The organism is Paenibacillus sp. V4I7, assembly GCF_030817275.1.
In the GTDB taxonomy this organism is placed as follows: Bacteria; Bacillota; Bacilli; order Paenibacillales; family NBRC-103111; genus Paenibacillus_E.
Genome location: NZ_JAUSZD010000002.1, coordinates 1,791,637 through 1,817,323, shown reverse-complemented (window position 1 = coordinate 1,817,323; position 25,687 = coordinate 1,791,637). Strand labels below are relative to the sequence as shown.

The window sequence follows — 25,687 nt, the reverse complement described above, 5'->3', positions numbered from 1 at the left end:
AATTACAGCTAATTGTCTTTTCTTCCATCAAGTTTTCCCTCTAAGTTTACACGAAAAAAGCGCCTGTTTCATTAGGAAACAGTACGCTTTTATTAAGTAATCTATGATAACGCTTTATCAATGGCAACGGTTTGCCCTGACCACACTTTTTGAGACGTCCAAGGAGCATCTGCCCCCTGCCAAAATTCGTCATCTGCAGTCAATCCTAAAGGAAGGAAAACAGCTGAACATAAGTATAGGCTGCCTGTGGAAATATACGTTTCGCCAAGCTCGGGCTGGTGTCCCCATAGTCCAATCTTTAGCCAGCCAGCCTCATCGAAAGTGCCTGGGGCCTCTATCAACCTGCGGATGACCGCGCTTAGCGCACATCTTACTTGAGCTGGCGCAACACCTTCCGGTAATTCACGTCGCAGGGCAATATGCGCTAGTGATTGAAAGGCGCCGAAACGATAGGCAAGCGACCGACCAATGACAGGAAAGGTCCCTTCGGGTGAAATCGATCGTTCTTGCACGGCAGCATAACGCTGTGCTCTAATCAAAATATTTTGGCGCATTCCTGCCCAGTCTTCGTAATGCCCTTGAACCTGCTCAATGATATCGACCAACATGGGTTGAATCACGAAGCTGTTGTAATAATCGGCATGAAAGTGTGGACCATCGCCGTACATCCCATCACCAAGGTACCACTGCTCGTGCTGTTTAAGGGCAAAGTCCACACGCATGGTATCCCAATCCTCGCCCATTACACCTAAAGCTGTTTCGGTCATAGCTGCAAATAAGAGCCAGTTGTTGAAACCCGGTTTGCGCGTTCTTGTTGCCTTCATAGCTTTCACCAGATTGCCCTGAACGCGGCTGTCCAAACGATGCCAAAGCGTGTTAGGGGCTCTTAGGATCGCATTAGCCAGAAATGCCGCATCAACAATCGGCTGCATGCCATGGGAAAAGTTCAAAAAATCAGGAGACTCCGGATCAGTCGCCGCATCTATAGCAGCTCGGACAAGCTCGCCGTAGCGAACACGAAGCTTCTCTTCCTCTACATCCTGAGCTGATCTTTCTAACCACGGTGCCATGCCTACCAGTGTCCGTGCAAATGCTTCTAGATGCGAGTACTGGAGCTGCTCTTCTTTTTTATTCTCCACTGGCATTGTTGCACGCAGCTTTCTGGATGCCAATGCCTTTATCACAGGATCAGCGATACGAAGCATCGTAGCCAACCAATATGCTCGGTCATTGCCGGCTGCGACGCGATTATTCATACCAGTAGCCTTTGATTCCTTTTTCCAGTCTAACTAAGGCCTCTAAATAGTAGTAATCGCCCCAAATCACGAAATCATCAGGTGCTGCTCCGCCGCGAACGCTATAAGAACCGCGCTCGATAAAGCCTTGGGCATCCGGCTTGCTTGCATAAGATTTCACTAAGCCAGCCATGGAGCGCTGAATCGCATTTTCCAAATACCCACGATCTGCATCATCTGCCGGTAAATGCTCCAATATTTCCAAAGCCCCCGCTGAAGCAATGGCTGAAGCTGAGCTGTCCCGCTTCGTTTCTGCGTTCACAGGCGCATTGAAATCCCAATAAACAACATCATCCTGAGGCAAGCGGTCAAAGAAATAACGTGCCAAGCGTTTGGCTGTTTCTAGATAAAGCGGGTTCTTGGTGTAGTGATAAGAAAGGGCGAAGCCATAAATCCCCCAAGCTTGGCCCCGTGTCCACGTCGAACCATCGCTATAACCCTGCGCAGTTCCGCCATGAAGAGGTTCACCATTCTCTTGATCAAAGTAGAACGTATGATAAGATGAATCATCGCCACGTACCAAATAGCGGCGGCTCAAATCCGCATGAATCACGGCAACATCCTTGTATTTGGCATCGCCTGTTTGCTCGTAAGCCCAGTACAGCAAGGGCAAATTCATCAAGCAATCAATGATGATACGGCCCCCATTTTCTTTATCCCCTTCTGGACCCCAAGCTTGAATATATTGACCCTTCGGTCTCCAGCGCTTCATTAGCACATCGGCTGCTTGCAGCGTAAGTTGTTTCGCAGCTTCATCTTTCTCAATGATCCATTGCGCTTTCGAAGATAAAGAATATAAGAAGCCAATATCGTGATGGTCTAGGGCTACATTGTTTTGCAGTCTTTGCTTAAAGTTTGCAACCGATTTCTGAGCGGCTTGCTGAAACGCCTTGTCACCGCTATATTGGTAGCCTAGCCACAAAATACCCGACCAAAAGCCGTCTGTCCAGTCTGTATTCGGATTCAGGTGATACACATCATTCTCGCTAACGTGAGGAAATAAATCCCCAAAACGTTCAATATTCAATCTCGTTTTTTGCAAAGCATCTTCAATGGCTTGTTTCCACATAATCGATTCACTCCGTTTTCTATGATTTGGTTGATTCTCGTTCTATAAAAGTAAGCGGGACCTCGATCTCTCGTTCCTCACCAGACTCAGCTTTGTTGCCAAATTTATGCAGCAGCTTGTTAATGGCTGTTTGGGCTTGATAGCTATAAGGAATGTCCCAGCTTGATATACCCGGATAACTGTGTTTAGCTATATAATCGTTATTAATTCCAATAATCTGGAGCTGGGTTGGAATGTCAATTCGCAGCTTATTTGCTGCCGATAAGATTCGTAAGGCTACATGGTCATCAAAAGCAATGATGCCTACGGGTGCCACATGGCGCTGCAGTAAACTTTTGAGAAAAGCTTCAATATCCAAATCCTTAACAGTGTCCACGATCTCATGAATGACATCGCTTGCATATTCCTGAGTCCCGGCATTGAAACCCATGCGACGCTGTTCGTCGATGACTTTCGAACCTTTACTGCCTACGTAACAAAGCGCTCCACAACCACGTTCCACCAACAATTTAGTGGATTGTTTGCAAGCCTCGGCAAAGCCCAAATTCACTGCGCCTAACGCAATATCCTCCGGCCAGTCCCAACCATTGATAAGAACTAATGGCGTACCACTGTTTACGATCGACCGTGTAGATTCGAAGCCCATTGCTAAACCATGACATATCAGTCCGTCTACTCTACGCTGCAGCAAAACTTCGAGATTTCTCCGCTCAATATCCGGATCGAACCCCCCGGAGGAAAATACAGATAAGTGGTATCCCGCATTATGTGCTTCAATCTGCAAATGTTCAGCAAGTTCTCCATAGTAATTCGTTAACCCTGGTAAGATGAGACCGATCTCATACGTTTTGCTGCGGCTTAATCCCGCTGCCATCGTATTTCGTCGATAACCTAATTGTTCAGCAGCCAATTCGACCTTGCGGATCGTCTCTTTAGACGAACGAATACCACCTCGATTCAGCACATTGGAGACTGTGGCAATGGATACTCCTGCTGCTGCTGCCACTTCTACAATTGTGACTTGTTTGGGCTTGCTCATACTTGTTTCAACTCCGTTTTGTTAAACGTTTAACATCCTCTATTAGCTTAATTTGAAACGTTTAACCTGTCAAGAGATAAAATAAATGATTTAACACTTTCTCCAAAAAAAAAGACCGAACTCCCTCTCTTTCGAAGGTAGTTCGATCTTTCAGTTACCGTCTTACTTTTTGTTTTTTGCCAAAATGGCATTCGCATCCTTGCGGAATTTGGCTGCCGCTTCTTCAACTGTTGTTTTCTTATACAAGATCTGCTCGCTCGTCGCTTTTAACAACTTCTCAATTTCGATGGAACCTACTGGATTTGGAGGATCCATTTGACTGCTGTTTTGTTCAGCCCATGCCACATAATCAAAAATTTTGACTTCATTCGGTGATAAGAGTGGCTTCAGTGCATCCTTCACTTTGGAGGAAACTGGAACTCCGCGGTCACCTTTAATTAATTTGTTCGCTTCGATATCATTCACGAAGAAGCTGATGAATTTCGCTGCTTCTTCTTTCTGCTTCGAGTTATTCGTTACTGAGAAATACATACTAGGCTTCAAGAATAGACCTTTATTACCGTTACGGCCAGGAAGCGGAAATAATTCAAGCGGACGATCTTTGACCAAATTAGCTACTGCCAAAAATTGGTTAGACCAACCATTACCTAATACCGCATTGCCTAGTAAAATTTCATCTTCTTCTGCTACACCTTTCTTCTGTGACTCTTTGTCAAGTGAAAGGATATAGCCGGCATCGTACCATTTTTGATAACGCTTGAAGTAGTCAACAAGTGGCTTATCATCTGAGAAACCAAGAGCCGTTCCATCCGCATTGTACATTTTTTGATCGATCGTTCTGAGATAATACGGGAAAAACACTTCATGACGGACACCGAAACCGCCTATTTGTTTGCCGGCTGCTTTGGCTTTGGCTGCTATTGCATCAAAATCTTCCCAAGTCCAATCTTTTCCTGGAACTGTGATTCCTAGGCTTTTGAACGTATTCACGTCTAACGTCGTATTTAGCGCATTAACCCCTAAGTTCATAGCTACAAGTTTACCTCCGACTTCACCACCGGATAGCGCATTAGGGCTGATCGAAGACACATCGAGAAGGCCATTTTTCGTATATGGCGTGAGATCAGCTAACTGATTTTTTCCACCATACTGTGAAAGGTAAGAGATATCCATCTGGATAACATCAGGTAACTGGTTTGCCGAAGCCTGAGGCGCAAGCTTTTTCCAATAGTCGTCAAATGGTGCGTATTCCGCTTCAATTTTTACATTCGGATTCTGCTTCTCATAAAGCTCAATGACTTTCAACGTGTAATCGTGACGCGCTTGCCCTCCCCACCAAGCAACGCGAAGCTTAACAGGATCTTTACTTGGTGCAGTGCTCGGTGCTGTCGTCGCCGTTTTGGATGGTTCGCTGCTAGCTGCTGGTGTTGACGTTTTAGCGCCTGTGGAGCAAGCTACTGCCGTGAACATCATAGAAAGCGACAGAGCTAAGGTGAAAACTTTTTTCATCTCTATTCCTCCCCTAAATGATCGATCGAATGTGGGTAACGCTTACATGTTTATTATCCAACTTTTGAAAGGAAAGATTAATGCAGAAAATAGTGGTGTTTGTTCAAAAAACAGTGATCATTGATTTTTCAAGCTCAAAACGGGCTTCTATAACTGACATTCGTCCATGCACTTCAAATGCCATTGAAATACAATAGTCTATCTTAATGCAGAAGGGAGCGAATTGGAATGGGTTATGCTGCAGGAGGTTGTTATGGCGGTGGCTTGGGTACAAGTACAGGTGTTGTCTTGGTTCTCTTCATCCTATTGGTGATTATTACAAGCGCATTTGTATGGTAATTCGTAACACACCTTAAAGAGTATGAAACATTCGAGGAAGTAACATGGATGCCATTCAACCCATTCTTCACCCCAATCTCTCCGCTTGTCCTTATTGTTTTATTGGCTATTAGGGAGCCATCGAATTACGATGAAAGGAGTGATTGAATATGGGATATCCAGCAGGAGCAGCAGCAGGCTACGGCGGGTCTAGTGCAGCAGCAGTATTGGTTCTCTTTATTTTATTGGTTATTATTACAATGACATTTGCATGGTAATACGACGTATTCTATAAAAATAAAATTCAGATCCACAGCACTCGCTGTGGATCTTTTTCTGTGATCATTTACAAAAAAAAATAAAACCTATTACACTTTTCTTACGTAATACTGTTTATGCATGACATTCTTTCAGGGTTAGGGAGGTTTCTTGCTTATGACAACGACACTCAATTATCACCAAACCGCTTCGATCCGAGACACTATCTCCATGTTGGTCTGGTATCTACGAAAGAAGCGAAGAGCGTAACATGACTCGTATCCCTACGAAAAAAATACATCCGGATAAACACCTATCACGTCCAGCAGGACGCTAGCGTTTATCGAGGTTGATTGGAAAAAGGCTGCTCCTCTGAAGAATTTTCCTTCGAGAGATGCAGCCTTTTTACTGTTAATAAGGAATTAGTAGCTCGTAGACAACCAATTTACTTTGGACCAGTTCAGCTTCGCGGCTCCCGTACCATCTGCAGCGGTAAGCCTTGACTTTAAGGTAGATACAGGATCTGGCGTGTAGCTGTATGGCAACGTATTGAAACCGTTCCATGAGAACGCTTTGACTGGTGCCGGTACCGGCGCCAACGGACTACCAGCCGTTTCACTGTCACCTGTATACGAAGAACCATCGAGTGTATATTGCATATTTACCGCGCGAATTTTGCCCGTATAGGTTGCGTTCGTAGGATCTGTTTGATTGTTGCGTAAAGGGTAAGCGACATCAATGATTTGCGAATTTTCAACAAGTACTGCACCGTTCTCAGTAGATATCGCACCATTGCTCGTCACCCCAAAATGGTATCCCTTCCCTGCTAATGCGGTTTCCATCGCCGATGTTATTTTCTTTTTCGCAGCCCATGCTGACGCATTATCCATCACAACGTTATACACATGTGCATTTCCTCCACGTAAACGTGGCATGCGGTCTTGCATATCTTTGTAGTAATTATGGTGCAGGGTTACCTCTAGATTGACATTGTCGGTAGCAAATTCTGTAGATCCTACCAGATGTCCTTTCTTTTGCCCTGCAGCTATAGCGATGACATCAGCTTTACTTAAACCAATGGTGCTGCTTCTCAGATAAGCGTACATCGGATAGGCTGACATATTGGCTTCCATCGCGTTTATTTGTTGGGTAACCCAGCTATTAGAGCTTTGGTCGTCTGCTAAGAATGATGACCAAGAGACCGTTACACCGTTACTTCCCTTTTTCACATCGAGTACACCATCGTAGGCTTTATGGAAGGTACAATGATCTACCCAAACTTTGGAGCTTGCTCCCTCGATCGTGAGATAATCCCAGTCGTTTTTGTCGTAGTTTCCTTTGGTCGATTCATCCCACTCCCAAAGTTCATCGAATTCCAGGTTGCGAATAATGATATTGGAGCTGTATTTCACCACGAAGGACGCATGCTTAATTTTGGAGCCATTGGCTGAGAAGATCGTCAAACCGTTAAAGCTGTCGATATAAATTTTACTTATCCCCGTCGTTTTCAGTACTGGGTGCGTTAAAGCTGGATTGTGTACACTGTAAGGAGATACTTGAGCAGCTGTTGGAATTTCATTCCAACCTAAATTCAAATCATTCATAATTTCTACGACTTTAATACCTGAACCCTTTTTCAAAGCAACCGCAAGATCTGTGGCATTGAAAACCTTTTTGTAACGAGGATCTGTTTCCGGAATGTTACCGCCGCCCGTATTGCCCGCAGCAAACCCAGCCAAATTATACGTGCTCAAGGTGTCCGGCACTGGTGTTGGAGCCGGTGTTGGGCTCGGTGTCGCTGTTGGCGTTGGGCTTGGTGTGGTTGTTGGCGTTGGAGACGGTGGAGTCGGAGTTGGACTTGGCGTTGCTCCACCCACACTGTCTGTTACAAGGACTTCATCGAACTTCGTTACGGTTTTGAAAGCAACAAGTCCTACCGCTCCGGAAGTTAAACTGGTTTCATTGATATCCTCATAAGATAGCTGCAGGGTACCATTCACATACATACTAATCATTCTACCGGAGATGTCCAGCTTGACGGTGTACCATGTCCCAGTCACAAGCGGATAATCCAAGGTCTTCAACGTCGTTGAAGAGCCGCCTACTTTTTTACGAATCTCAAGCTTACCCCCATTGCTATTGTACAAAGATGCTGCATAGAAATTATTTCCGTCTTGATAACGGCCGGCTACATAAACTCTGTTAGCTCCATTGAAATTTTCAACCTTTACCTTGGCTTCAACGCTGTAGTCCGTCCACGATTGACTACCCGCAGAAGTCCTTCCCTCACTTGTGCTCGATTGGCTATATACGTTGTTACCTGCGTCTTGAACGACGGACCACGTACCGCTTGTAGGTGTCCATCCAGAAGCAGTACCATCGTCAAAATTACTGCTTAGTAGGTTTGCCGCATTGGCTGGAAATGCAATGACCAAGGATAAAAGAATCGTTGCACAGAGGACCCATACAATAGATTTATCGAACCTTTTCATCTTTAAAGTAGCATTCATTCTCAAAAGTCAACTCCCTTTGTCTGTCTTAAGGTTCGTTCCGGCCAATATTCGTTCCTGTTGGCGTTCCTGCTCCAATCAAATCACTGCCAGCAGCAAGCTTCAAAAAGCTGCCCAAATTCGGAGAACCATCCGCATTACGCGTTAATGCTGGCGTTAAGCTAACAAAATCAGCATCGCTAGCCAACAGACCTTTGGCATTAGTGCTTTGACTATTTTTCCACCATACATTCGAACTTTGTACATCGGTACCGCTTGTTTTGTCGCTCGATACTCCTTTGTAGGACAAGTTATTACTGAATATGTGAGTTCCGAGGTCAAAAGTGAAATTACCTCCCCCGTTGCTGTAAGACGTGTTGTTTGTCATTGTAATGGAGCCTGGATTGCTGTTATACGTAAAGCCGTGTTTTTTGTTCAAGTAAGCAACGGAGTTCGTTACGATATGGTTTACGGCGATTTTTTCCCCGCCTAATTTGTATCCATTTCCGTCACTGTTACTCGTTGTGCTTCCCGAAGAAGTCTGACCGTTATGATGCGCTACACTGTTCTTAATCGTAACGGCTCCGATTGGACCCGTCTCTGTTTTTGCGTACAAATCCCATCCATCGTCTGTGTTATAAGCCGCTATACAACCATCAAATACGTTTCCAGAACCAACCGTCAGCTTGGCCGCGAAACCGTCAGCATCTTCACCGTTATCCGGATCAAAGTTGTCATGGGAGTATGTATTTAATACTAAGTTGTTAACAGGCCACTCGCTGTTGGCGGCTGTGGAGGCGTACCTGCCAAGCTGCACCCCTGTATCCCTGTTATGGTGTACATCCAGGTTTTCCAAACGATTATTATTCCCTGATACATAAACGCCATTATCCGCAGCCCCTTTGATTTCCAGCCCTTTAACTGTCCAATAGCTGCCGTTTATTTGGAGCCCTCTAGCATTGAGTGATACATCTGCGGTATTGTAGCTCTGTGAACTGAAATCAAGAACAGGCTTCTCCGCAGCATAAGGCACGATTTGTTTAACAGCACCTGCTGTACCGTTATTTGTACGATCTATCGTTATTTGACTACCGAAGCTATACGTTCCACCGCGCAAGTAAATAACCCCCCCAGGAGCAACTTTTGATAGAGCAGATGTCAGCGTTGTTGGACTAGCCAGCGTACCTGCATTGCTATCCGTCCCATTCGGGGCCACATAGACTTCGTTAGTAGTTGGAGACGGACTAGGTGACGGCGATGGTGGCGTTGTCGGTAATGGAGTAGTCGTTGAACCAGCGCTATCGGTGACGACAACTTGATCGAAGCTAGCCGAACTTTTATAAGCTACCAAGCCAACAGCTCCCGAAGTTATAACAGGTCCCGTAGCTGGATCTGAATCAACTTTCGTAATCTGCAAAACACCATTCACGTACATGCGAATCGTTGAACCGACTATTTCAAGCTTAACCGTGTACCATGTCCCGGTCGCCAGAGGATAATCCAAAGTCGCCAAAGTCGTAGTGGAACCGCTTACTTTTTTCCGAATCTCAAGCTTGCCTCCGTTGCTGTTGTACAAAGACGCCGCATAGAAATTGTTGCCGTCTTGATAACGACCGGCTACATAGACACGATTTGTGCCGTTCCAATTATCTACTTTCACATTTGCCTCAACCGCATAATCCGTCCAAGACATATTACCGGCTGATGCGCGTCCTTCAATTGAACCAGTTTGCTTATACACATATGAGCCGCCGTCCTGTACAACGGACCATGTCCCATTTTGTGTTGTCCAGCCACTCGCGTTCCCGTCATCGAAGTTGTCACTGAATAAATTGGCTGCGAAGACGGATGGCATGAGCATCATACCTGCAACCAGAGATGAAGTAACAACCGCAGCGAGGGTATGTCTAGGTTTTAGTTTTTTCATTAATTACATTCCTCCTTTAAATTATCATAATCTGGTTCATTGCCTATCTTATAAAAAGATGAACACATTCCCAATGAATAATACGACCAACTCCCTCAATTGGATTTTCTCTCGGCATTGCCAAGGAACCATCATCTGTCTGTCTTACATCAAAAATATATCTGTAGTTTCCTACGTTCAGCAATAATCATTTTTACATTTATTTGCTGTTTGCAGTAGAATTAAGGGTTTCTCAGCAGTCAATAATCCTTAACTCAGATGATAATCACTATATCTGTTTATGGCTTAACATATTTATTTCACGAGAATACCACAATAAAAGCCCTTTATCCATGAGTTTCATCATGAAATAAAGGGCTTAATCGCCGAGATCTCTTAAAGTGATGCACCCTTACCGCCATCAATATTGACGGAAGTGCCTGTAACATAGGAAGCTGCATCCGAGGATAAGAAGGTGATCACATTAGCTGCTTCCTCCGCATTCCCAATCCGCCCGAGTGGAATATCATGCTTTGGATCCGATGCATACTCCTCCCAGGTCTGTTCTGGCGCCTCTCGCTTCCAACCTCTCTCAATCTGGCTGCTGCGAATTTTCCCAATGCAGACGGTGTTCACACGAATCTGGGCGGATGCCAAGTCTTTACTCATCGCATTCGTTAATGCAAGACCTGCGGCACGGCTAACCGAAGTCGGTAACGAAGAAGCAGGTGGTGTTTTGGCTGCGGAAGTCGTTATATTCACGATAGAGCCGCCTCCGGCTTGACGCATGTAAGGGATTGCATAACGGGAGCAATGAATGGCTCCAAATAATTTCAACTCGAGATCTTGCCGCCATAACTCCGTGCCTACCTGTTCAAATGGCTGTGCTGCAGATGTACCTGCATTGTTCACCAGAATATGTAAACTTCCAAATCGCTGAACGGTTTGTTCCACGGCGCGTTGACAGTCTGCCTCCGAGGTCACATCCGCTTGAATCGTAAGCACCTCACCCTCCGTCAAATTGGCAATATGGACAGCGGCTTCTCGAAGCTGCTCCTCATTGCGCGCGAGTATCGCTACTTTGGCTCCTTCTCGCGATAAGGAAATGGCTGTTGCCAATCCAATTCCTTTACTTCCCCCAGTAATCAAGGCTACCTTACCCTGCAATCCCAAATACATCGCACCCTCGCTTCCTTTCCTTCAATTCTTAGTTGGTATTTCAATAATTCAAGCATACTCCTATTCCACTTATTTTTTCAAATTTCAATGGATTTAAAAAAGAGGAGCCTAGGCTCCCCCGGTTAAAACGGATAGGTTTGACATACTATTCATTCAAATAAACAGCTTTGCCTGTACGTGCAGACTCATAAATCGCCTCAAGAATTTGTGAAACAACAAAAGCTTGCTCAGGCGTCACTACAGGATCTGTATCATTTTCAATGGCTTTAATCCATGTACGCATTTCCAGATCTGCATCGCTTTCCTTAGCGCCGTCATAGAAAGCAACACCGCCTGCTTTCAGATCTACCTCTGTTGTAAATAAGCGGCTATGTTTCTCGCCGTTGATGCGAAGCCCGCCTTTCATATCAGCTCCGCCTTCGGTACCGCTTAATGAGCATTTGGCTTCGTCGACTTCAAGCGTATTCAGTGCCCAGCTGGATTCCAGCATAATCGTAGCGCCGTTTTCCATGACGATCATACCGAAAGCAGAATCTTCCACGGTGAATTTACTCGGATCCCAAGGCCCCCAAGCATTAGCGGCATTTTCTTTTTGGGACAATTCGTGGTAAGACGTTCCAAGCACCACTTTCGGCTTGTAGTTATTCATCATCCAAAGCGTTAGATCCAAAGCATGTGTTCCGATATCAATAAGCGGTCCTCCACCTTGCTTCTCTTCATCCAGGAATACACCCCATGTTGGAACTGCACGACGACGAATGGCATGCGCTTTCGCGAAATAAATCTCGCCAAGCTCCCCATCCTCACATACGCGCTTCAAATGCTGACTATCAGCACGGAAACGGTTGTTGTATCCGATAGTTAGCTTCTTGCCGGTACGCTTCGCTGTTTCAACCATTCGCTTAGCATCCGCTGCTGTCTTAGCCATTGGCTTCTCACACATCACATGCTTGCCAGCTTCAAGCGCAGCAATGGCAATTTCGGCGTGTGAATCATTCGGTGTTAACACATGAACGATATCAATAGTAGCATCCAGCAAAAGCTCTTTGTAATCCTCATATACTTTAGCGGTTTTGGAGCCGTATTTCTCAGCGGCCGTTTCAGCCCGCTCTTGCACGATGTCACAGAATGCGACCAGTTCAACATTCGAAAGCTTCTTCAAACTTGGCAAATGCTTGCCGTTTGCAATGCCTCCACAACCAATAATACCAATACGAAACATACGTGACATGTGAATACCTCCAGAGTAGTGTTTAGTTTTGAGTTAATTAGGAAGTTCGATAGCGACTTCGCATTTAATGAGCGATGACCGAATGATGCCATCAATGATTGCTTGATTGCGAACGATTTGTTCGCCAGGAATCGGGGCTGGTTTGCCTTCCCGGACAGCTTCTACGAAATCGCGGACTTTTTCATTAAACAAATTTAACTTATGATCAATCAGCGGAATTTGGCTTTCCGTATGATGTCCGCGAACGTCGTGGAAATAGGCAATAGAACCCACATTTCCATCAAACACTCCGCTCCATGGCCCTTTACCGGCTGGCGTTACTTTGAGACCACCATCCGTACCTAGGAATAAGGTTGGTCCTAGTGTATCCATATGCATCGCCCATGAAATTTTGAAATTCAGCACGAGATCGTCTTCAAAACGGATCATCGCAACACCGAAATCTTCCACATCGAATCGACTAGCTTCTTTATGATATAACGGATTCGTTCCAAAGTAGTTACTGCTGTAAGCGGATACGGTAAGCGGTTTCGGATAACCCATCGCATTCAGAGCCATATCGAGTGAGTAACAACCGATATCAGCCATTGCTCCTGCTCCGGCGATTTCCTTGCTAATAAATGTACCGCCAGGCATGCCTCTGCGGCGTCCTCCGCCTGTTTCTACATAATAGACCTTACCAAGTTGACCGGACTGAACCACGTCCTGAATAATTTTCATATTAGGATCATATCTCGGCTGGAAACCAACATTGAGCATGAAACCCGTTTTCTTGGCCGTTTGCGCCATCTCGACGGCTTCTTCCAGCGTGACGGACATCGGCTTCTCCAGCATAACGTTCTTCCCCGCCAGTAAAGAATCTACTGTTGTCCGATGGTGAGCCACATTGGGTGTGCAAATGCTTACCCCATCAAGGTCTAATTCCAGCAGCTGCCGATAATCATCAAAGGCTTGTGCCGAAGGAATTTTCCAAAAATCAATGAATTGTGCCGCTTTGCCTGGTACCGCATCCGCTACCGCTACAATCTCTACGTCAGCTAGCTCACGATATGCTCTTACATGAGCGCCAGCAATACCGCCGCCGCCAATAATGCCGATCTTCAACGTTTTGTTCATTGAGATTACCTCATCGCTATGTGATATTAAGACATCTGTCTTAAATGTAGCATAGGAATAACGATATTTTTAGTCTAACTTTAGGACAATCAAGTTAAGAAATTACGACACGAAAAAACCAGACGGTGTTAACCGCCTGGTTTATAATGTTTCTACGATGACAAGCTTCCTCCTGCTTTCCTTTGCGCATCCTCCAGATAACTTCTGTAGCTTTGCTCATCCGGATGATCACGGGTTAAATCCTCATAGTAACGAGTGACCTTCTGAAAATAATACGAATATACATCTTGTATGGGGACAAGTCGGTAAGGATCCCATCGATAGGTTTCCACATGGTAGGCCTGATCCTGCTCATGCACCCACAGTGCTATTTCGCAAAGGCCGTCTCTTCCGTCTCGACCGGGCATATCTTCAATTTCCAGATGGTTGTAGAAAGTTCCCGGAGGAATCAGACGTTGGAAACCGGTTGGTGTCCACTGCACGATATCGAGCTCGGAGGAGGATTCACGCTCATTTTGCCAGCCAATAAGCAGGTCCCAACCTTCTCTTCGTGACACTGGGGCCGCCGCGAAATCCGTAATTGCTTGGATTCTACCTGTTGCAGCAGAGGCAATTGGAAACCAATTACCGGAATAGTTTTTCAAGGAAAACAGATACTGATTGTCTAAATATCTATACAAGGCTGTGATTTCAGGGTGACCATCACCATCTACATCCGCATAAATAATAGCCGCGGGGCTCCCCTCCCTCTGCAATATGACAACCTCGGCTTCCTGAGGTATATAGCTTCGGACGACGGTATGGAAATCAATTGGGGTCAAACTCATCGTTATCCCTCTTTTCGCATCATTGTCAACTAAAGTATATGCGGCAGAGAACTTGGCCCATGAGTGACAAGCCCGCCGAGAGAAATTGCCTCTGGCGGGTTTATGCTTACAAAATATTCTTACGCAGTGCAGAAGATAAAATATGCAGCTCTTCACGATATTTGGTCACCGTTCTGCGTGAAATGTGAATGCCCTCTTCCGATAAGATTTCTACAACCTTTTGATCGGAATAAGGCTGTTTCTTATGTTCCTGTGAAATGAGTTCTTTGATTCTTAACTTGATCGTTTTGATAGACGTTAGTTCCCCTACATCCGATTGCAGTCCCGAGGAAAAGAAATATTTAAGCTCAAGCACTCCATAGGGGGTACGAATGTATTTGTTTTGTACCGTTCTACTTATCGTAGATTCATGGAGATCAAGCTTCTCGGATATCATTTTTAAGGTTAGGGGCTTCATGCCACGTTCGCCGATCTCTAAAAAAGTCAGCTGTTCTTCAAAAATAGCCCGAATGACCCGGTACAGGGTCATCTTCCGCTGTTCCAAACTCCGCACAACCCAATCGGCTGTTTTCCATTTTTCTTTAAGAAAGGAAACCGCTTCTTTACAACCCGCATGCTGGATATGACTATAATAGTCCTTATTGACTGACGTCTTGGGAACGGCTCCCGCGTTCATTTGGATTACGATGTTCCCTTGTTCTTTATAAATCGTAGCATCCGGAGTCATATAAGATTCTTCGATCCAGCTGAAGGCCACACCAGGTCGTGGGTTCAAACTACGAATATACGTGACGATCTCCTTCACTTGTATACGTGTTACACCTAATTGCAGCGCAATCTTATCCAGCTTCATCTGAGCAAGCTGCTGCATATATTGGCTGACCACTTCAAAAGTGCCATACGGTGCGGCCGGATCCCTGGAAATCTGAAGCAATAAGCATTCCTGCAAGTCTCTCGCTCCTACACCCGGCGGATCCAGCGACTGTAAGCAAGTTAGCGCTTCTTCAACAGCCTCGCTAGGCTTATTCAAAAACGAGCTTGCTTCCGTAATGGAGAGGGGTAAATAGCCTCTATCATCTAAATTTCCTGCCAAATAGGCTGCTGTCTGATATAAGGTATAGGAAACCCCTGCTATCCGCAGTTGGCTGAGAAGCCACTGTTCCAATGTTTCCTCCCTTGCCTTCGCCTTCCATAGTGGATCTGTCATTGACCCCGCCGTTTGTGAAGATTTACCCGATTTCAAATAAGAACTTGTGAAAGACTCGATATCCAGTAGGGGGTTTTCCAAGGCTTGCTCTTGGAGGTACTGCGACAATTCATAGCTTGATAATTGCAATATATGAATGGACTGTTGCAGTTCAAGAGTCATCGTTAGCTTTTGGTTCTGCACTTGTGTTAGACTATTGCCTATTCTCATACCTAGTTCCTCCTTGAGTTTTGCCTTGGCAACACTTTTCGTGGTGAGCATAAGTTGCTTTTGTGAAAACGCTTACGATTATTATAAATCTATTTTAGCTCTATTTAAAGCCATTCTGCTTATGGTAACATCCTAAAAGTTGATCCATTGTTAAACACAAAGAAATCTCTCCTTATAGAAAGAGAGATTTCTTTGCATGCGTTGATTGTAGTCCTCTATATGTCTGCTCAGGCACTCCCGAGATGGTACTCATGCATCTGATGCACGCATTGGATGAAACGAACCGTCTGAGTTTGCGCCCTCATAACGACCGAATGTGTTTCTGCACGGCCGCCAAATAGAAATTTCACGCCACTCAGGAAGTCTCCCGAGGTTACACCAGTTGCAGCGAAATAAATGTCAGATTCGCCTACTAACTCGCGCATCCCTAGCACTTTGGATGGATCAACAATCCCCATTTCCTTGCACCGCTGTATCTCTTCTTCATTATCTGGAAGCAGCCGTCCTTGAAATTCGCCTCCCATACAACGGAGGGCAGCCGCTGCGAGCACCCCTTCCGGCGCGCCTCCGGAACCCACATGTAGATCGATGCCCGTCTCTGGGAAAGCTGCTGCCATTGCACCCGCAACATCACCATCATTCAGTAAATGAATTTTAACACCTAGCGTCCGTAAAACAAGGATTTTATCTGCATGTCTTTTGCGATCTAAGATGGAGACAGTCAGTTCTGTTATCTCTTTTTGTAACAATACAGCGGCCTTTCTAATCGTTAATTCGAGGGGATCATCCAAGTTCAATTTGCCAACCAAACGCGGTCCTACTGCCAGCTTCTCCATATACATATCCGGTGCATGCAGCAGGTTCCCTTTCTCAGCTATAGCTACTACGGACAGGGCATTACTCCTGCCGCTAGCTACAATATCGGTACCTTCGAGCGGATCAACAGCTACATCATATTCGGGACCCAACCCATTTCCTAAAGACTCACCGATGAACAGCATCGGGGCTTCATCCATCTCCCCTTCACCAATGACAACCGTTCCTCGGAATGGCATGGAGCTAAAAATAGAACGCATAGCAGAAGTTGCTGCCTCGTCAGCGCTGTGTTTATTCCCTTTTCCCGTCCAACGTGCGGACGCTAAAGCTGCAGATTCTGTTACTCGTACAATTTCCAGAGACAAATCTCTTTGCATACATCATTCACCCTTTCTATTAGGAAATGTTGGCTTCCTGGCTATCTGTCTGCTAGAATCAGACCAGCCGTTTCTTCAATGGCTTTCTCACTTACATCGATGATCGTACAACCAAGCTCACGATATAATTTCATTGCGAATGCCAGCTCTTCTTCGACTCGCTCCCCTGTCGCATATTTAGCGCCAAAAGGAAGTCCAACCGCTTTCAGACGTTCCGTACGAATACGTACCAGTTGCTCGGGACTCATCGTCAAACCAATTAATTTACTCGGGTCTAGCTCATATATAATTGCAGGCGGCTTTACCTCAGGAACAAGCGGGTAATTCGCCACCTTATAGCCTTTGTGCGCCAAATAAATACTGAGTGGCGTTTTGGAGGTTCGGGAAGGTCCAATTAAAACAATATGCGCTTGCTTCATAGCGCTTGGGTCTTTGCCATCGTCACTGTTTACTGTGAACTCGACCGCTTCTACCCGTTGGTAATATTGTTCATCTAACTGATAAAGCAGACCGACTTTCCGCTTCGGGGAACCCTTAAAGGTATCTATGAAAGCCTGCATCATGGGTCCCATGATATCAATGGCATTTACACTTAAACGTATGGCTTCCTGCCGCATCATCTCTCTAAGCTCAGGTAGTACTAGCGTATAAGCAATGAAACCATCCACTTTCGCTGCCTCTTCTACTAAAGCGCGTACTTCATCTTCCGTTCGGATCGATCCGAAACGCCTGACTTGCACTTGGCTTGCATTAAATTGACGGATCGTTGCTTGTACGACAGTATTCGCCGTTTCCCCCACTGAATCCGAACAAACGAAAATCGTATGGATCTTCTCTCCCACTTACACTCCCCCTGATTAAGTCCCCAGCGCTACATCGAGCAGCAATTTGGTCATTGTTGTTTTCGTAATTCGGCCAACCACTTCATCTGGATCTTGATCAGCCGCACCCTTAACCACAGGCAGCCCATCTACTTGATGATGAATCATTTTCCGCGCTGCTTCTAATACACTGTCATCCGGGTTTACCGTCACAATATTCGGATGCCTAGTCATGACTAGTGAAACCGGCATTGTATTTGCCGTAGCCTGCCCAAGCGTAACCTTCAGCAAGTCTTTCCGTGTAACGATACCAGCCAAAGCCCCCTGCATATTCACGATAATCAAGCTTCCTACATTTTCAAGAAAAAGAGTGACTACAGCATCACTTACGGTGACGGTTTCCCTTAGAACAACAGGAATTCCCATAACATCCTTTACTCTTACTGCTTCTATATGTTTGAAAGGTGAATCTACTTCAAGAGCAGCCGTTCCTAGGAAATATCCAACCTTGGGTTTGGCATCAATATAGCGAAGCATAACCAAAACAGCAAGGTCAGAACGAATGGTTGGACGGCTAATTCCAAGCAATTCAGCAATTCGTTCCCCTGTAATAGGTGCATTCTTTTTGACGAGATCGATAATTTCCATCTGTCGGGATGTAAGCTCTATGATGTTTCCCTCCTTTCATCATTCATGTCTTACCTATTCTAACTCATCTAAACATCGTTTCAAATCTTAGGTCCAGCAGCGATGATACGATCATCGACACCCTTGAATTTATTGAAGTTATGGATAAAACGCTGCGCTAATTCCTTCGCCTTGACGTCATATTGACTTTGATCTTGCCAAGTGTTCCTTGGCAGCAAGAGCTCGCTCGGAACCCCTGGTACCGAATCAGGACTTAATAAACCGAAGAAGGGAACTTCCGTGAACGTCGTCTTCTCCAAGCTGCCGTTTAGAGCAGCTGTAACCATCGCTCTTGTATACACTAAATTCATACGCTCGCCTTCACCATAAGAACCGCCAACCCAACCTGTATTAATGAGGTAAACGTTGGCCTTATGTTCTTCGATCTTACGCCCCAGCATCTCTGCATAAACGTAAGGACGAAGCGGCAGGAAAGGCGCCCCGAAACAAGTAGAGAATGTGGCTTCCGGTTCCGTAACTCCACGTTCCGTACCTGCAAGCTTGGACGTGTAGCCAGACAAGAAGTGGTACATCGCTTGTTCTTTCGTCAGCTTGGATATAGGAGGCAGAACTCCGGAGGCATCTGCCGTCAAGAACATGATGACATCAGGGTGACCGGCGGTTCCCGGAATCTTCACTCCAGGGATATATTCCAAAGGATAGGCTGCACGTGTATTCTCCGTAATCTGCGTATTGCCGTATTCGGCAATGCCACTCGTAGGATCAAGCACTACATTCTCCAAAACAGTGCCGAATCGGATTGCCTGCCAAATCTGCGGCTCCTTCTCTTCGGTAAGGCCAGCGCATTTTGCGTAGCAGCCTCCCTCGAAATTAAACACGCCCGTGTCCGACCAGCCGTGTTCATCATCGCCAATGAGACGGCGATTCGGATCAGCCGAAAGTGTCGTTTTCCCCGTGCCAGATAACCCGAAGAACAAGGCTACATTTCCTTCCTCACTAACATTGGCCGAGCAATGCATAGGTAGGACATCTTGACCAGGCAAGATATAATTCAAAACGCTGAAAATGGATTTCTTCATTTCACCCGCGTACTCCGTACCACCAATGAGTACGATCTTTTTCTCAAAGGAGAGGCAGATGAACGTTTCTGACCTGGTACCGTCGGTGAGTGGGTCGGCTTTTAAGCCAGGCAGAGCAATGACCGTGAACTCAGGCTTATGTGCCAGCAGTTCCATCTTACTTGGACGGATAAACAGTTGTCGGGCGAATAAATTGTGCCAAGCATACTCATTGACCACTCGAATCGGCAGCCTGTACGCCAAATCTGCTCCTGCAAAGCCATCAAAGATGAACAATTCTTTCTTTGCCATGTAGTCTTGCGCTTTTTGATATAGCCGCTCGAACTGCTGCTCCGACATCGGCTGATTCACAGCTCCCCAATCGATATGATCAGTTACTGAAGGTTCATTTACAATGTATTTGTCCTTGGGAGAACGCCCTGTATATTTACCAGTGTTCACTTGAAGCGCTCCTGAGGACGCGAAAGATCCTTCTTTGCGTTCGATGCTCATTTTCATTAGTTCTGACACTGACAAATTGTAGTGGGTGGCACCTGCTCTTAACTGTTCAACCTTTAGTTCTATGCTCATTCTCCCATTCCTCTCATCCATAAGGCATCATCTATATAGTGTGTTCTATTTATTATATAGTGTACATTATATAACGAAATAAGTGAATATAATATTGTTTATAGCACATAAAATAATTTTTTATCACTATTCGACACAAATAATACACAATAATACGAAAAAATCTCCTTTCACTCCATCTGAAGGAATGAAAAGAGAGCCCTATAAGAATACGCCTTTATAAATTACTGAAAAAAAACAATGCCCAGTACACCCGCAAATACGATGACCATAAAAGGATGCAGCTTATATTTAATAATGGCCAGAAAGGCACCTACTGCAATAAGCACCGTCGCAATTTGGTCCCATGATATTTGGTACTTCACTGGACCTAACCCCGACCACCCGAAGTGTATCGCTGCAAAAATGATAAAGCCCGTTACTACCGGTTTCAAACCATAGAAAGAAGATTTAAACCATTTATTCGCGTGCCATTTATACAAAAAAGCGGCTAATGCGATGATAAGTATGAGTGAAGGCAAAACCATCCCTAGCGTAGCTGCAATAGCACCAGGCACACCGGCTGTATGAAAACCGATTAATGTGGCACTATTCGTTGCAATCGGTCCGGGTCCTGTACCAGCTAAGGCTATAACGTTATTAAAATCATCTGAAGTGAGCCATTGATGTCTTTCCACTTCACGTTGGATAACAGGCATCATAGCATAACCGCCACCGAATGAGATAATGCCAATTTTAAAGAAAGTAATAAATAAACTTAAGAGCATAGATCCACCTCATTCCTCAAATCCCGTCTGCGAAGTAATAATCGGCTGCACGATTGCTTTTGTCCCCTGACATTGAGTCTTCTTTCCTCTTGATCGGATTCTTCATTCCCCAACGTTGTTTCAGGAAAACAACGGCAATCCCGACCAACAGACCGACTATAATCATTATAATAGGTGAAATCGGTATGAAGAGCAGCAGTAGAACGGTACTAACTGCGGCTATTAGCGTCATTTTATCTATAATAGAGGATTTCGCCATTTTGTAAGCAGCGGCAGCGATTAATCCAACGATAGCAGCATGGATACCTTCCATAATGGCTTGCATCTTGGGATAACTTTGAAGGAATGTATAAATGATACTAAGCAGTATCACGATAAAAAAAGTAGGAAGCGTAATGCCAATGACGGCTGATACTGCTCCTCTTATTCCTGCCATATGATACCCTACTAAAGCTGATACATTAACGCCTACACCACCCGGAGCGGCTCCTGAAATAGCAAGCAGTTCCGACATCTCATCGTCGGTCATCCACTTGTTCGTAACGACAACCTCTCTTTGAATGGCAGGCAGCATGGCATAACCACCACCGAATGTGAGTGGACTGATACGAAGAAACGTCCAAAAAATACGAAGTAAATGACGAAAGTTATTCATCGGCATGTTGGTTGACCTCCTCTGCACTTAATTCTATTTTGAACTAAAGACAGTGATTTGTCCAATCAAAAGATTTAATCCTTTCTGTAATTATCCCTTATAATGCAGGATGGATGTCTAATTTAATCCCGATCATCCCGATTATTAATCTAAGTTTAATTTATTTTGATTGAAAGGTAGGCTTCTTCCACTTTCAGGGTAAGTTTTCTATAGGAACAACTTACCCTCACCTAATAAAAGGAGTGAATATTCATGAGCCGAATGATTCAAGCCTATTTTCACACTGAAAATCAAGCCGAAGATGCGAAGGTTCTACTGCTGAAGTATAGTCCGGACATGCTCGAAGTTGGCAGATTACCAGATGGCTTCAATGGTACCGGACGTGTACTGCTGCCTTTCGTAGATGGAGTTGGAACTGGCGGGGAAACGAATTTGAATAATGGTGTCGGAATTGTAGGTGTAATGCCAACCGTCGAGAATCATTCTTCGGATTATAGGGATGAGAATGAAGATGTTCTTCATTATGTGCTTTCAGCTAAAGTCAGCGATGCCGATTATCCGGCAGCTGTTGATCTCCTTCGCCGCAATCATGCGCATATGGAGAAAATCGGTTAAAACAAAAAAACTGCGTTTTCTACGGTTGTAGGGGACGCAGTTTTTTTGCACGCCGGTGGTTCCTCCGACGTAGATAATCATGCCATCGATTATAAAAATAATTATACCCACATTTAAAGAAACCCAATGAGCCCGCCATCAAATATCTTAAAAGGCATCAAAAAAATTTGATGCCTATTGAAATCTGTAAAGTCATGTCTGGCGCTCGGTTGATGCGAGAACTTCCTTAGCGGCTCGCTCACCCGACTGCAAGGCCCCTTCCATGTATAGCCGCCATTCCGAAGCGGTTTCCGATCCTGCCCAATGGATCGGACCGACTGGTTCGGTCAGAGATGGACCAAACTGACTCAGCACGCCTGGACCGAAATGAGCTCCGTAACCACCTCTCGCCCATCGGTCAGCGGACCAATCTTTTTCGTAATACGCTAGAGGCCGTAAAGCCGAATCGCCGAAAAAATTAGCTAGGCAGCGCAGCACTTCCTTTTCCCGCTCCCGTTCTTCCATCAAACCCAAGTTACGCGCTTCCCGGCCGCTCGAAAGTGCCGTTAGCACGCCCAGGCTTTGGCCCGGCATCGTACTGTCCATCGTCGCTCTGATCAGGTCTGAGTCGGAGTACGCCATTCCATTCATTCCATTTTTCCGCCAAAACGGATACTCATAGACGACGACGAACTTACTGGCCGAACCCTGCCCGACCTTTTGACACAGTTGGTCACGCATGAATGGGAGAGGTGGATCATAGTCGATCCGGATCGTAAACGTAGGTGGAATCGCCACGATCACTTTGTCCCCCTTCCAACAACCCCCATCCCCCGTATGCACCGATACGCCGCCAACACCCCACTCAATTCGCTGCACTGGGCTTTGTAACCGTACGGCTTCCCCTAGCTCGGCCGCAATACGATCAGGTAACGAATGCGCCCCTTCCACGATCCAAGCCTCCTCACCAGTGAACAACCGGTCTACACCACCGGCCGAGACGAGTTCCCACATGAAGTCGAGCATCGACACTTCGGTTAAAGTTCCGCTCAACTCTTCCTCGGCAATCAAACGGCAAAACGATTGGCCTTGAGACGTAAACATTGTCTTCGCTAGCCAAGTTTCCATTGTTTGCGAATCGAGCCGTTCTGCTAATACCGAGCGCCATGGCTCCTCCCGATCGATCCTTTCCGACATCGTGTCCAGCTTATGCCGGACCCGGTACAGATCGAGTTTCGATGATACCGGCAATGGCGGGACGTCGGATCGGCTAGTCCATCGTTTTCCACGCATTATAAACAATGTGTTTCCTTGCCGATACGTCGGCGTCGTCGCAAGCCCATACCGTTTTATCAGGGCATGGACCCGCGTCTGGTATGGCGAAATCCACTGAGCACCGTAATCGATTATAATGCCATCCCGCTGTTCGCTGAACACTCTACCGCCGACGCGGTTTTGCGCTTCTAATACGACGACCGTTTTGCCATTCCGTCGCAATTCAAGCGCCGCTGAAAGTCCTGCCAGTCCGGCCCCCACTATGATGACGTCAGTATGCCGGTTTGCCGTCACTTTGCTTCCCCCCATTTATCTATCGCCGACCGCTCCGTCTTCCGGCTTCTTGTATGGAATGCATTTTCTTATATACGTTACTTCAATTGAACACAGCAGGCAGCCGGTAAAATACCGGCTGCCTGCTCATGAATTTTTTCCCATCCCTAATAAGATATTAGCTATATAAAATTCTGTATCCTCCAATCTCAGGGATGAGTAGGCATGAAAATTATTTGGCGTTAGGGAAAATTCTATACACGATCTCATTAAACTGTTCAACAAAACCGGCAACAGGTCTTCCTTGTTGAACATCAAGTACATATGTATTGAAGCGGTCCATCATATCTGGATTTGTTGAGACGTAAACATTCTGGATATTCGGATCCGTTGCCCTGACTTGATTTGCAATTTGGTCTTCTATATCACGTGTTAATTGTTGGTCGTTTTCTAACACAGCTGCAACATAGGCATTTCTTTTGGTTACCAGCACATTTGCTTGCTTTACACTGTTTAGCTCTGCAATTTTAGCTGCCCCTTCACTCGCTATTTGAATGCGATTCTCCCCATTACTTGGTTGTTGAATCTGTTGCTGTGTGATTGGCGCACCTTGCTGTTTAAGGTTATTTGGATTAGCTGTACATCCCGACATAAATATCACCATGGTCGCTATAGTGAAAACTAAAACTTTCTGGGAACCTTTGATTACAAACATCTTATTACACCCCTTCTGTGTATATAACTATGTTTAGTATGCTTTATCAATCATGTTCATATTCATTCGTCATACGTCTTAGATGCTCGATTTCAAGCCATATTTTCCTTCGAGATGATTCCACGGTGAAGCGTCAATATGTACATTTGGTCACAATTAAAGAAAAAGACCTAGCGGAAGTACCGCTAGGTCTTTGCTATCTCTATTCTTGCACCTCTCATCTGCTGCTTCTTAATTGCATAATTCGTGATATACACCCCAACCACGATCCAAATAGCCCCTAAAAGATGATACATCCTTAACGCTTCCCCGGTAAAAGCAGTTGCAAAAATGGCACTGAACATCGGAATCAAATTCAGAAAACCAGCACATCGCTGAGGTCCAGCAAGCTCAATGGCACGATTCCAGCTCAAGAAAGCAACAATCGACGCAAATAAACCAATATAAATAAGACCTGTTACAAGAGGTGGACTCCAGTCAACGTGTGGTGATTTCAGCGCCCATTCCACTGCCGAAAGCGGAAGCAGCAGAACTAAGGCCACACTCATTTGAATCAGTAAAAAAGGACTGGATGGGAATCTTCCTGACATCTTTTTCATACCCACCGAATATAGAGCCCAACACAAAACAGCCACTAGCATGAACAGGTCGCCTTTGTTAAAAGAAAGACTCAATAGCGCGGACACACTCCCCCGACTAATAATCCAGCTCACACCAGCCATGGACACCAGAATTCCAGGTAATGCTGACCAAGCGAACCGCTCTTTCATAACTAACCAGGTTAAAAGCACAACCATGATAGGCGTGGCCGAATTCATTAACGAAGCATTAATCGAACCTGTATATTGGACAGCCACATAGGTTAACGTATTGAATCCAGCAACACCGGTTGCGGACAGAAAAAGGATCATTTTCCAGCTGCGGAGAAATTCAGTTCTTAACTGCCAAGCCTGCCTTCCAAAGAATGGAAGAAGACAAATAAAAGCAATACTCCAACGTAGTGCAGCCATCGTAATCGGCGGAATGTGAAGGACAAGCGCCTTGCCAGCAACAAAATTGCCTCCCCATATACATGTGGCGAGAACTAGCAGAATGTAGGGGGAATGTTTGATCATATAGATTCGTGCTCCTTTTTTGAATATCTCTTGGATCATTCACTTAGTCATCATCATGATAACATATGATTTAACCCACAAGGCGATGTATGGAAAATTAGACTCTTGATTGGGATCGTTTCCATGAACTCGAATAGCGAATTCCAAAAAGAAACATAATAAAGGATGGAAATATTGGGCAATCCTGATTCACAGCGAGGAAGGAGATCGGTAGGCATGAATGGAGACTTGAAGAGTGAAAATAGTCTGCTAGAGCAGACTTTGAAATCGCTACGCGATTGCTCAGATTTATCTCACCTACATCTCCCGCTTCAGCAAATCGATATCAT

At 45.4% G+C, this 25,687-nt stretch carries 22 protein-coding genes and 2 pseudogenes; 3 read left to right on the top strand and 21 right to left on the bottom strand.

Going from position 1 to position 25,687, the window contains the following annotated elements; genetic code table 11:
- Window positions 1–101: 101 nt before the first annotated feature.
- From QFZ80_RS09325 to QFZ80_RS09310, 4 genes are all read right to left on the bottom strand, one after another.
- Window positions 102–1,256, bottom strand: coding sequence for a DUF2264 domain-containing protein (locus QFZ80_RS09325; RefSeq protein WP_307558585.1), 1,155 nt, complete (start codon window positions 1,254–1,256; stop codon window positions 102–104).
- A complete protein-coding gene (locus QFZ80_RS09320; protein ID WP_307547192.1) occupies window positions 1,249–2,364 on the bottom strand; it encodes a glycoside hydrolase family 88 protein in 1,116 nt (371 codons plus the stop codon). Before QFZ80_RS09320 ends, QFZ80_RS09325 begins: the two co-directional genes overlap by 8 nt.
- Window positions 2,365–2,383: 19 nt before the next feature.
- The gene (locus QFZ80_RS09315) at window positions 2,384–3,403 is read right to left on the bottom strand and encodes a LacI family DNA-binding transcriptional regulator (RefSeq protein ID WP_307558582.1); all 1,020 of its coding nucleotides are present in this window, start codon (window positions 3,401–3,403) and stop codon (window positions 2,384–2,386) included.
- A gap of 162 nt (window positions 3,404–3,565) precedes the next feature.
- On the bottom strand, window positions 3,566–4,912 hold the full coding sequence (locus tag QFZ80_RS09310) for an ABC transporter substrate-binding protein (RefSeq protein WP_307547194.1): 1,347 nt from the start codon (window positions 4,910–4,912) through the stop codon (window positions 3,566–3,568).
- Window positions 4,913–5,140: 228 nt separating this feature from the next.
- Here QFZ80_RS09310 and QFZ80_RS09305 point away from each other — a divergent pair, with 228 nt between their 5' ends.
- Window positions 5,141–5,251 (top strand): sporulation protein YjcZ, encoded by a 111-nt coding sequence (locus QFZ80_RS09305; protein ID WP_157036562.1) that lies wholly within the window; start codon window positions 5,141–5,143, stop codon window positions 5,249–5,251.
- A gap of 149 nt (window positions 5,252–5,400) precedes the next feature.
- Window positions 5,401–5,508, top strand: a complete 108-nt coding sequence (gene yjcZ / locus QFZ80_RS09300) for a sporulation protein YjcZ (protein WP_307547195.1) — start codon at window positions 5,401–5,403, stop codon at window positions 5,506–5,508.
- A 402-nt stretch (window positions 5,509–5,910) separates the two neighbouring features.
- Here the strand turns inward: yjcZ and QFZ80_RS09295 are convergent, their stop codons facing one another.
- From QFZ80_RS09295 to QFZ80_RS09230, 14 genes and pseudogenes are all read right to left on the bottom strand, one after another.
- A complete protein-coding gene (locus tag QFZ80_RS09295) occupies window positions 5,911–7,998 on the bottom strand; it encodes a pectate lyase family protein (RefSeq protein WP_307558580.1) in 2,088 nt (695 codons plus the stop codon).
- A gap of 28 nt (window positions 7,999–8,026) precedes the next feature.
- Window positions 8,027–9,199: pseudogene (locus QFZ80_RS09290) on the bottom strand (right-handed parallel beta-helix repeat-containing protein); the annotation flags it as partial.
- A 96-nt stretch (window positions 9,200–9,295) separates the two neighbouring features.
- Window positions 9,296–9,832, bottom strand: a pseudogene (locus QFZ80_RS09285) (3-keto-alpha-glucoside-1,2-lyase-like domain-containing protein); the annotation flags it as partial.
- Window positions 9,833–10,279: 447 nt separating this feature from the next.
- On the bottom strand, window positions 10,280–11,062 hold the full coding sequence (locus tag QFZ80_RS09280; RefSeq protein WP_307547197.1) for an SDR family NAD(P)-dependent oxidoreductase: 783 nt from the start codon (window positions 11,060–11,062) through the stop codon (window positions 10,280–10,282).
- A gap of 145 nt (window positions 11,063–11,207) precedes the next feature.
- Window positions 11,208–12,293: a Gfo/Idh/MocA family protein gene (locus QFZ80_RS09275; RefSeq protein WP_307558578.1), complete on the bottom strand. Its 1,086-nt coding sequence runs from the start codon at window positions 12,291–12,293 to the stop codon at window positions 11,208–11,210.
- 33 nt (window positions 12,294–12,326) lie between these two features.
- Window positions 12,327–13,409 (bottom strand): Gfo/Idh/MocA family protein, encoded by a 1,083-nt coding sequence (locus QFZ80_RS09270; RefSeq protein ID WP_307558576.1) that lies wholly within the window; start codon window positions 13,407–13,409, stop codon window positions 12,327–12,329.
- A gap of 152 nt (window positions 13,410–13,561) precedes the next feature.
- Window positions 13,562–14,236, bottom strand: coding sequence for a hypothetical protein (locus QFZ80_RS09265; protein ID WP_307547199.1), 675 nt, complete (start codon window positions 14,234–14,236; stop codon window positions 13,562–13,564).
- A gap of 106 nt (window positions 14,237–14,342) precedes the next feature.
- Window positions 14,343–15,653, bottom strand: coding sequence for an RNA polymerase factor sigma-54 (gene rpoN, locus QFZ80_RS09260; RefSeq protein WP_307558574.1), 1,311 nt, complete (start codon window positions 15,651–15,653; stop codon window positions 14,343–14,345).
- Between the two features lie 227 nt (window positions 15,654–15,880).
- A complete protein-coding gene (gene glpX, locus QFZ80_RS09255) occupies window positions 15,881–16,846 on the bottom strand; it encodes a class II fructose-bisphosphatase (protein WP_307547201.1) in 966 nt (321 codons plus the stop codon).
- Between the two features lie 41 nt (window positions 16,847–16,887).
- The gene (locus tag QFZ80_RS09250; protein WP_307558571.1) at window positions 16,888–17,688 is read right to left on the bottom strand and encodes a pyruvate, water dikinase regulatory protein; all 801 of its coding nucleotides are present in this window, start codon (window positions 17,686–17,688) and stop codon (window positions 16,888–16,890) included.
- 15 nt (window positions 17,689–17,703) lie between these two features.
- Window positions 17,704–18,315: a helix-turn-helix transcriptional regulator gene (locus tag QFZ80_RS09245; protein WP_307558569.1), complete on the bottom strand. Its 612-nt coding sequence runs from the start codon at window positions 18,313–18,315 to the stop codon at window positions 17,704–17,706.
- Between the two features lie 80 nt (window positions 18,316–18,395).
- Complete coding sequence (gene pckA / locus QFZ80_RS09240) at window positions 18,396–19,964, bottom strand: phosphoenolpyruvate carboxykinase (ATP) (protein WP_307558567.1); 1,569 nt, start codon at window positions 19,962–19,964, stop codon at window positions 18,396–18,398.
- Between the two features lie 224 nt (window positions 19,965–20,188).
- On the bottom strand, window positions 20,189–20,731 hold the full coding sequence (locus QFZ80_RS09235) for a chromate transporter (protein ID WP_307558565.1): 543 nt from the start codon (window positions 20,729–20,731) through the stop codon (window positions 20,189–20,191).
- 16 nt (window positions 20,732–20,747) lie between these two features.
- Entirely contained in the window at window positions 20,748–21,392 is a 645-nt protein-coding gene (locus tag QFZ80_RS09230) for a chromate transporter (RefSeq protein WP_307558563.1), read from the bottom strand.
- Window positions 21,393–21,638: 246 nt separating this feature from the next.
- Between QFZ80_RS09230 and QFZ80_RS09225 the strand changes: the two genes are divergently transcribed.
- Window positions 21,639–22,001 (top strand): hypothetical protein, encoded by a 363-nt coding sequence (locus tag QFZ80_RS09225; protein WP_307547206.1) that lies wholly within the window; start codon window positions 21,639–21,641, stop codon window positions 21,999–22,001.
- A 192-nt stretch (window positions 22,002–22,193) separates the two neighbouring features.
- Here QFZ80_RS09225 and QFZ80_RS09220 read toward each other — a convergent pair whose 3' ends face one another.
- From QFZ80_RS09220 to QFZ80_RS09210, 3 genes are all read right to left on the bottom strand, one after another.
- Complete coding sequence (locus tag QFZ80_RS09220; RefSeq protein WP_307558561.1) at window positions 22,194–23,549, bottom strand: flavin monoamine oxidase family protein; 1,356 nt, start codon at window positions 23,547–23,549, stop codon at window positions 22,194–22,196.
- Between the two features lie 211 nt (window positions 23,550–23,760).
- Window positions 23,761–24,243, bottom strand: a complete 483-nt coding sequence (locus QFZ80_RS09215) for a YhcN/YlaJ family sporulation lipoprotein (RefSeq protein ID WP_307558559.1) — start codon at window positions 24,241–24,243, stop codon at window positions 23,761–23,763.
- A gap of 185 nt (window positions 24,244–24,428) precedes the next feature.
- Window positions 24,429–25,358 carry a DMT family transporter gene (locus tag QFZ80_RS09210; RefSeq protein ID WP_307547210.1) on the bottom strand — a complete coding sequence of 310 codons (930 nt, stop codon included), beginning with the start codon at window positions 25,356–25,358 and terminating at the stop codon, window positions 24,429–24,431.
- Window positions 25,359–25,687: the final 329 nt, after the last annotated feature.

Coding starts and splice junctions, on each gene's coding strand:
- QFZ80_RS09215 (WP_307558559.1), bottom strand. CDS start 24,243: ATGTTTGTAATCAAAGGTTCCCAGAAAGTTTTAGTTTTCACTATAGCG.
- QFZ80_RS09210 (WP_307547210.1), bottom strand. CDS start 25,358: ATGATCAAACATTCCCCCTACATTCTGCTAGTTCTCGCCACATGTATA.
- QFZ80_RS09310 (WP_307547194.1), bottom strand. CDS start 4,912: ATGAAAAAAGTTTTCACCTTAGCTCTGTCGCTTTCTATGATGTTCACG.
- QFZ80_RS09315 (WP_307558582.1), bottom strand. CDS start 3,403: ATGAGCAAGCCCAAACAAGTCACAATTGTAGAAGTGGCAGCAGCAGCA.
- yjcZ (WP_307547195.1), top strand. CDS start 5,401: ATGGGATATCCAGCAGGAGCAGCAGCAGGCTACGGCGGGTCTAGTGCA.
- QFZ80_RS09295 (WP_307558580.1), bottom strand. CDS start 7,998: ATGAATGCTACTTTAAAGATGAAAAGGTTCGATAAATCTATTGTATGG.
- QFZ80_RS09235 (WP_307558565.1), bottom strand. CDS start 20,731: ATGCTCTTAAGTTTATTTATTACTTTCTTTAAAATTGGCATTATCTCA.
- glpX (WP_307547201.1), bottom strand. CDS start 16,846: ATGCAAAGAGATTTGTCTCTGGAAATTGTACGAGTAACAGAATCTGCA.
- rpoN (WP_307558574.1), bottom strand. CDS start 15,653: ATGAGAATAGGCAATAGTCTAACACAAGTGCAGAACCAAAAGCTAACG.
- QFZ80_RS09225 (WP_307547206.1), top strand. CDS start 21,639: ATGAGCCGAATGATTCAAGCCTATTTTCACACTGAAAATCAAGCCGAA.
- QFZ80_RS09325 (WP_307558585.1), bottom strand. CDS start 1,256: ATGAATAATCGCGTCGCAGCCGGCAATGACCGAGCATATTGGTTGGCT.
- QFZ80_RS09245 (WP_307558569.1), bottom strand. CDS start 18,315: ATGGAAATTATCGATCTCGTCAAAAAGAATGCACCTATTACAGGGGAA.
- pckA (WP_307558567.1), bottom strand. CDS start 19,964: ATGAGCATAGAACTAAAGGTTGAACAGTTAAGAGCAGGTGCCACCCAC.
- QFZ80_RS09270 (WP_307558576.1), bottom strand. CDS start 13,409: ATGAACAAAACGTTGAAGATCGGCATTATTGGCGGCGGCGGTATTGCT.
- QFZ80_RS09230 (WP_307558563.1), bottom strand. CDS start 21,392: ATGCCGATGAATAACTTTCGTCATTTACTTCGTATTTTTTGGACGTTT.
- QFZ80_RS09280 (WP_307547197.1), bottom strand. CDS start 11,062: ATGTATTTGGGATTGCAGGGTAAGGTAGCCTTGATTACTGGGGGAAGT.
- QFZ80_RS09265 (WP_307547199.1), bottom strand. CDS start 14,236: ATGAGTTTGACCCCAATTGATTTCCATACCGTCGTCCGAAGCTATATA.
- QFZ80_RS09275 (WP_307558578.1), bottom strand. CDS start 12,293: ATGTCACGTATGTTTCGTATTGGTATTATTGGTTGTGGAGGCATTGCA.
- QFZ80_RS09320 (WP_307547192.1), bottom strand. CDS start 2,364: ATGTGGAAACAAGCCATTGAAGATGCTTTGCAAAAAACGAGATTGAAT.
- QFZ80_RS09305 (WP_157036562.1), top strand. CDS start 5,141: ATGGGTTATGCTGCAGGAGGTTGTTATGGCGGTGGCTTGGGTACAAGT.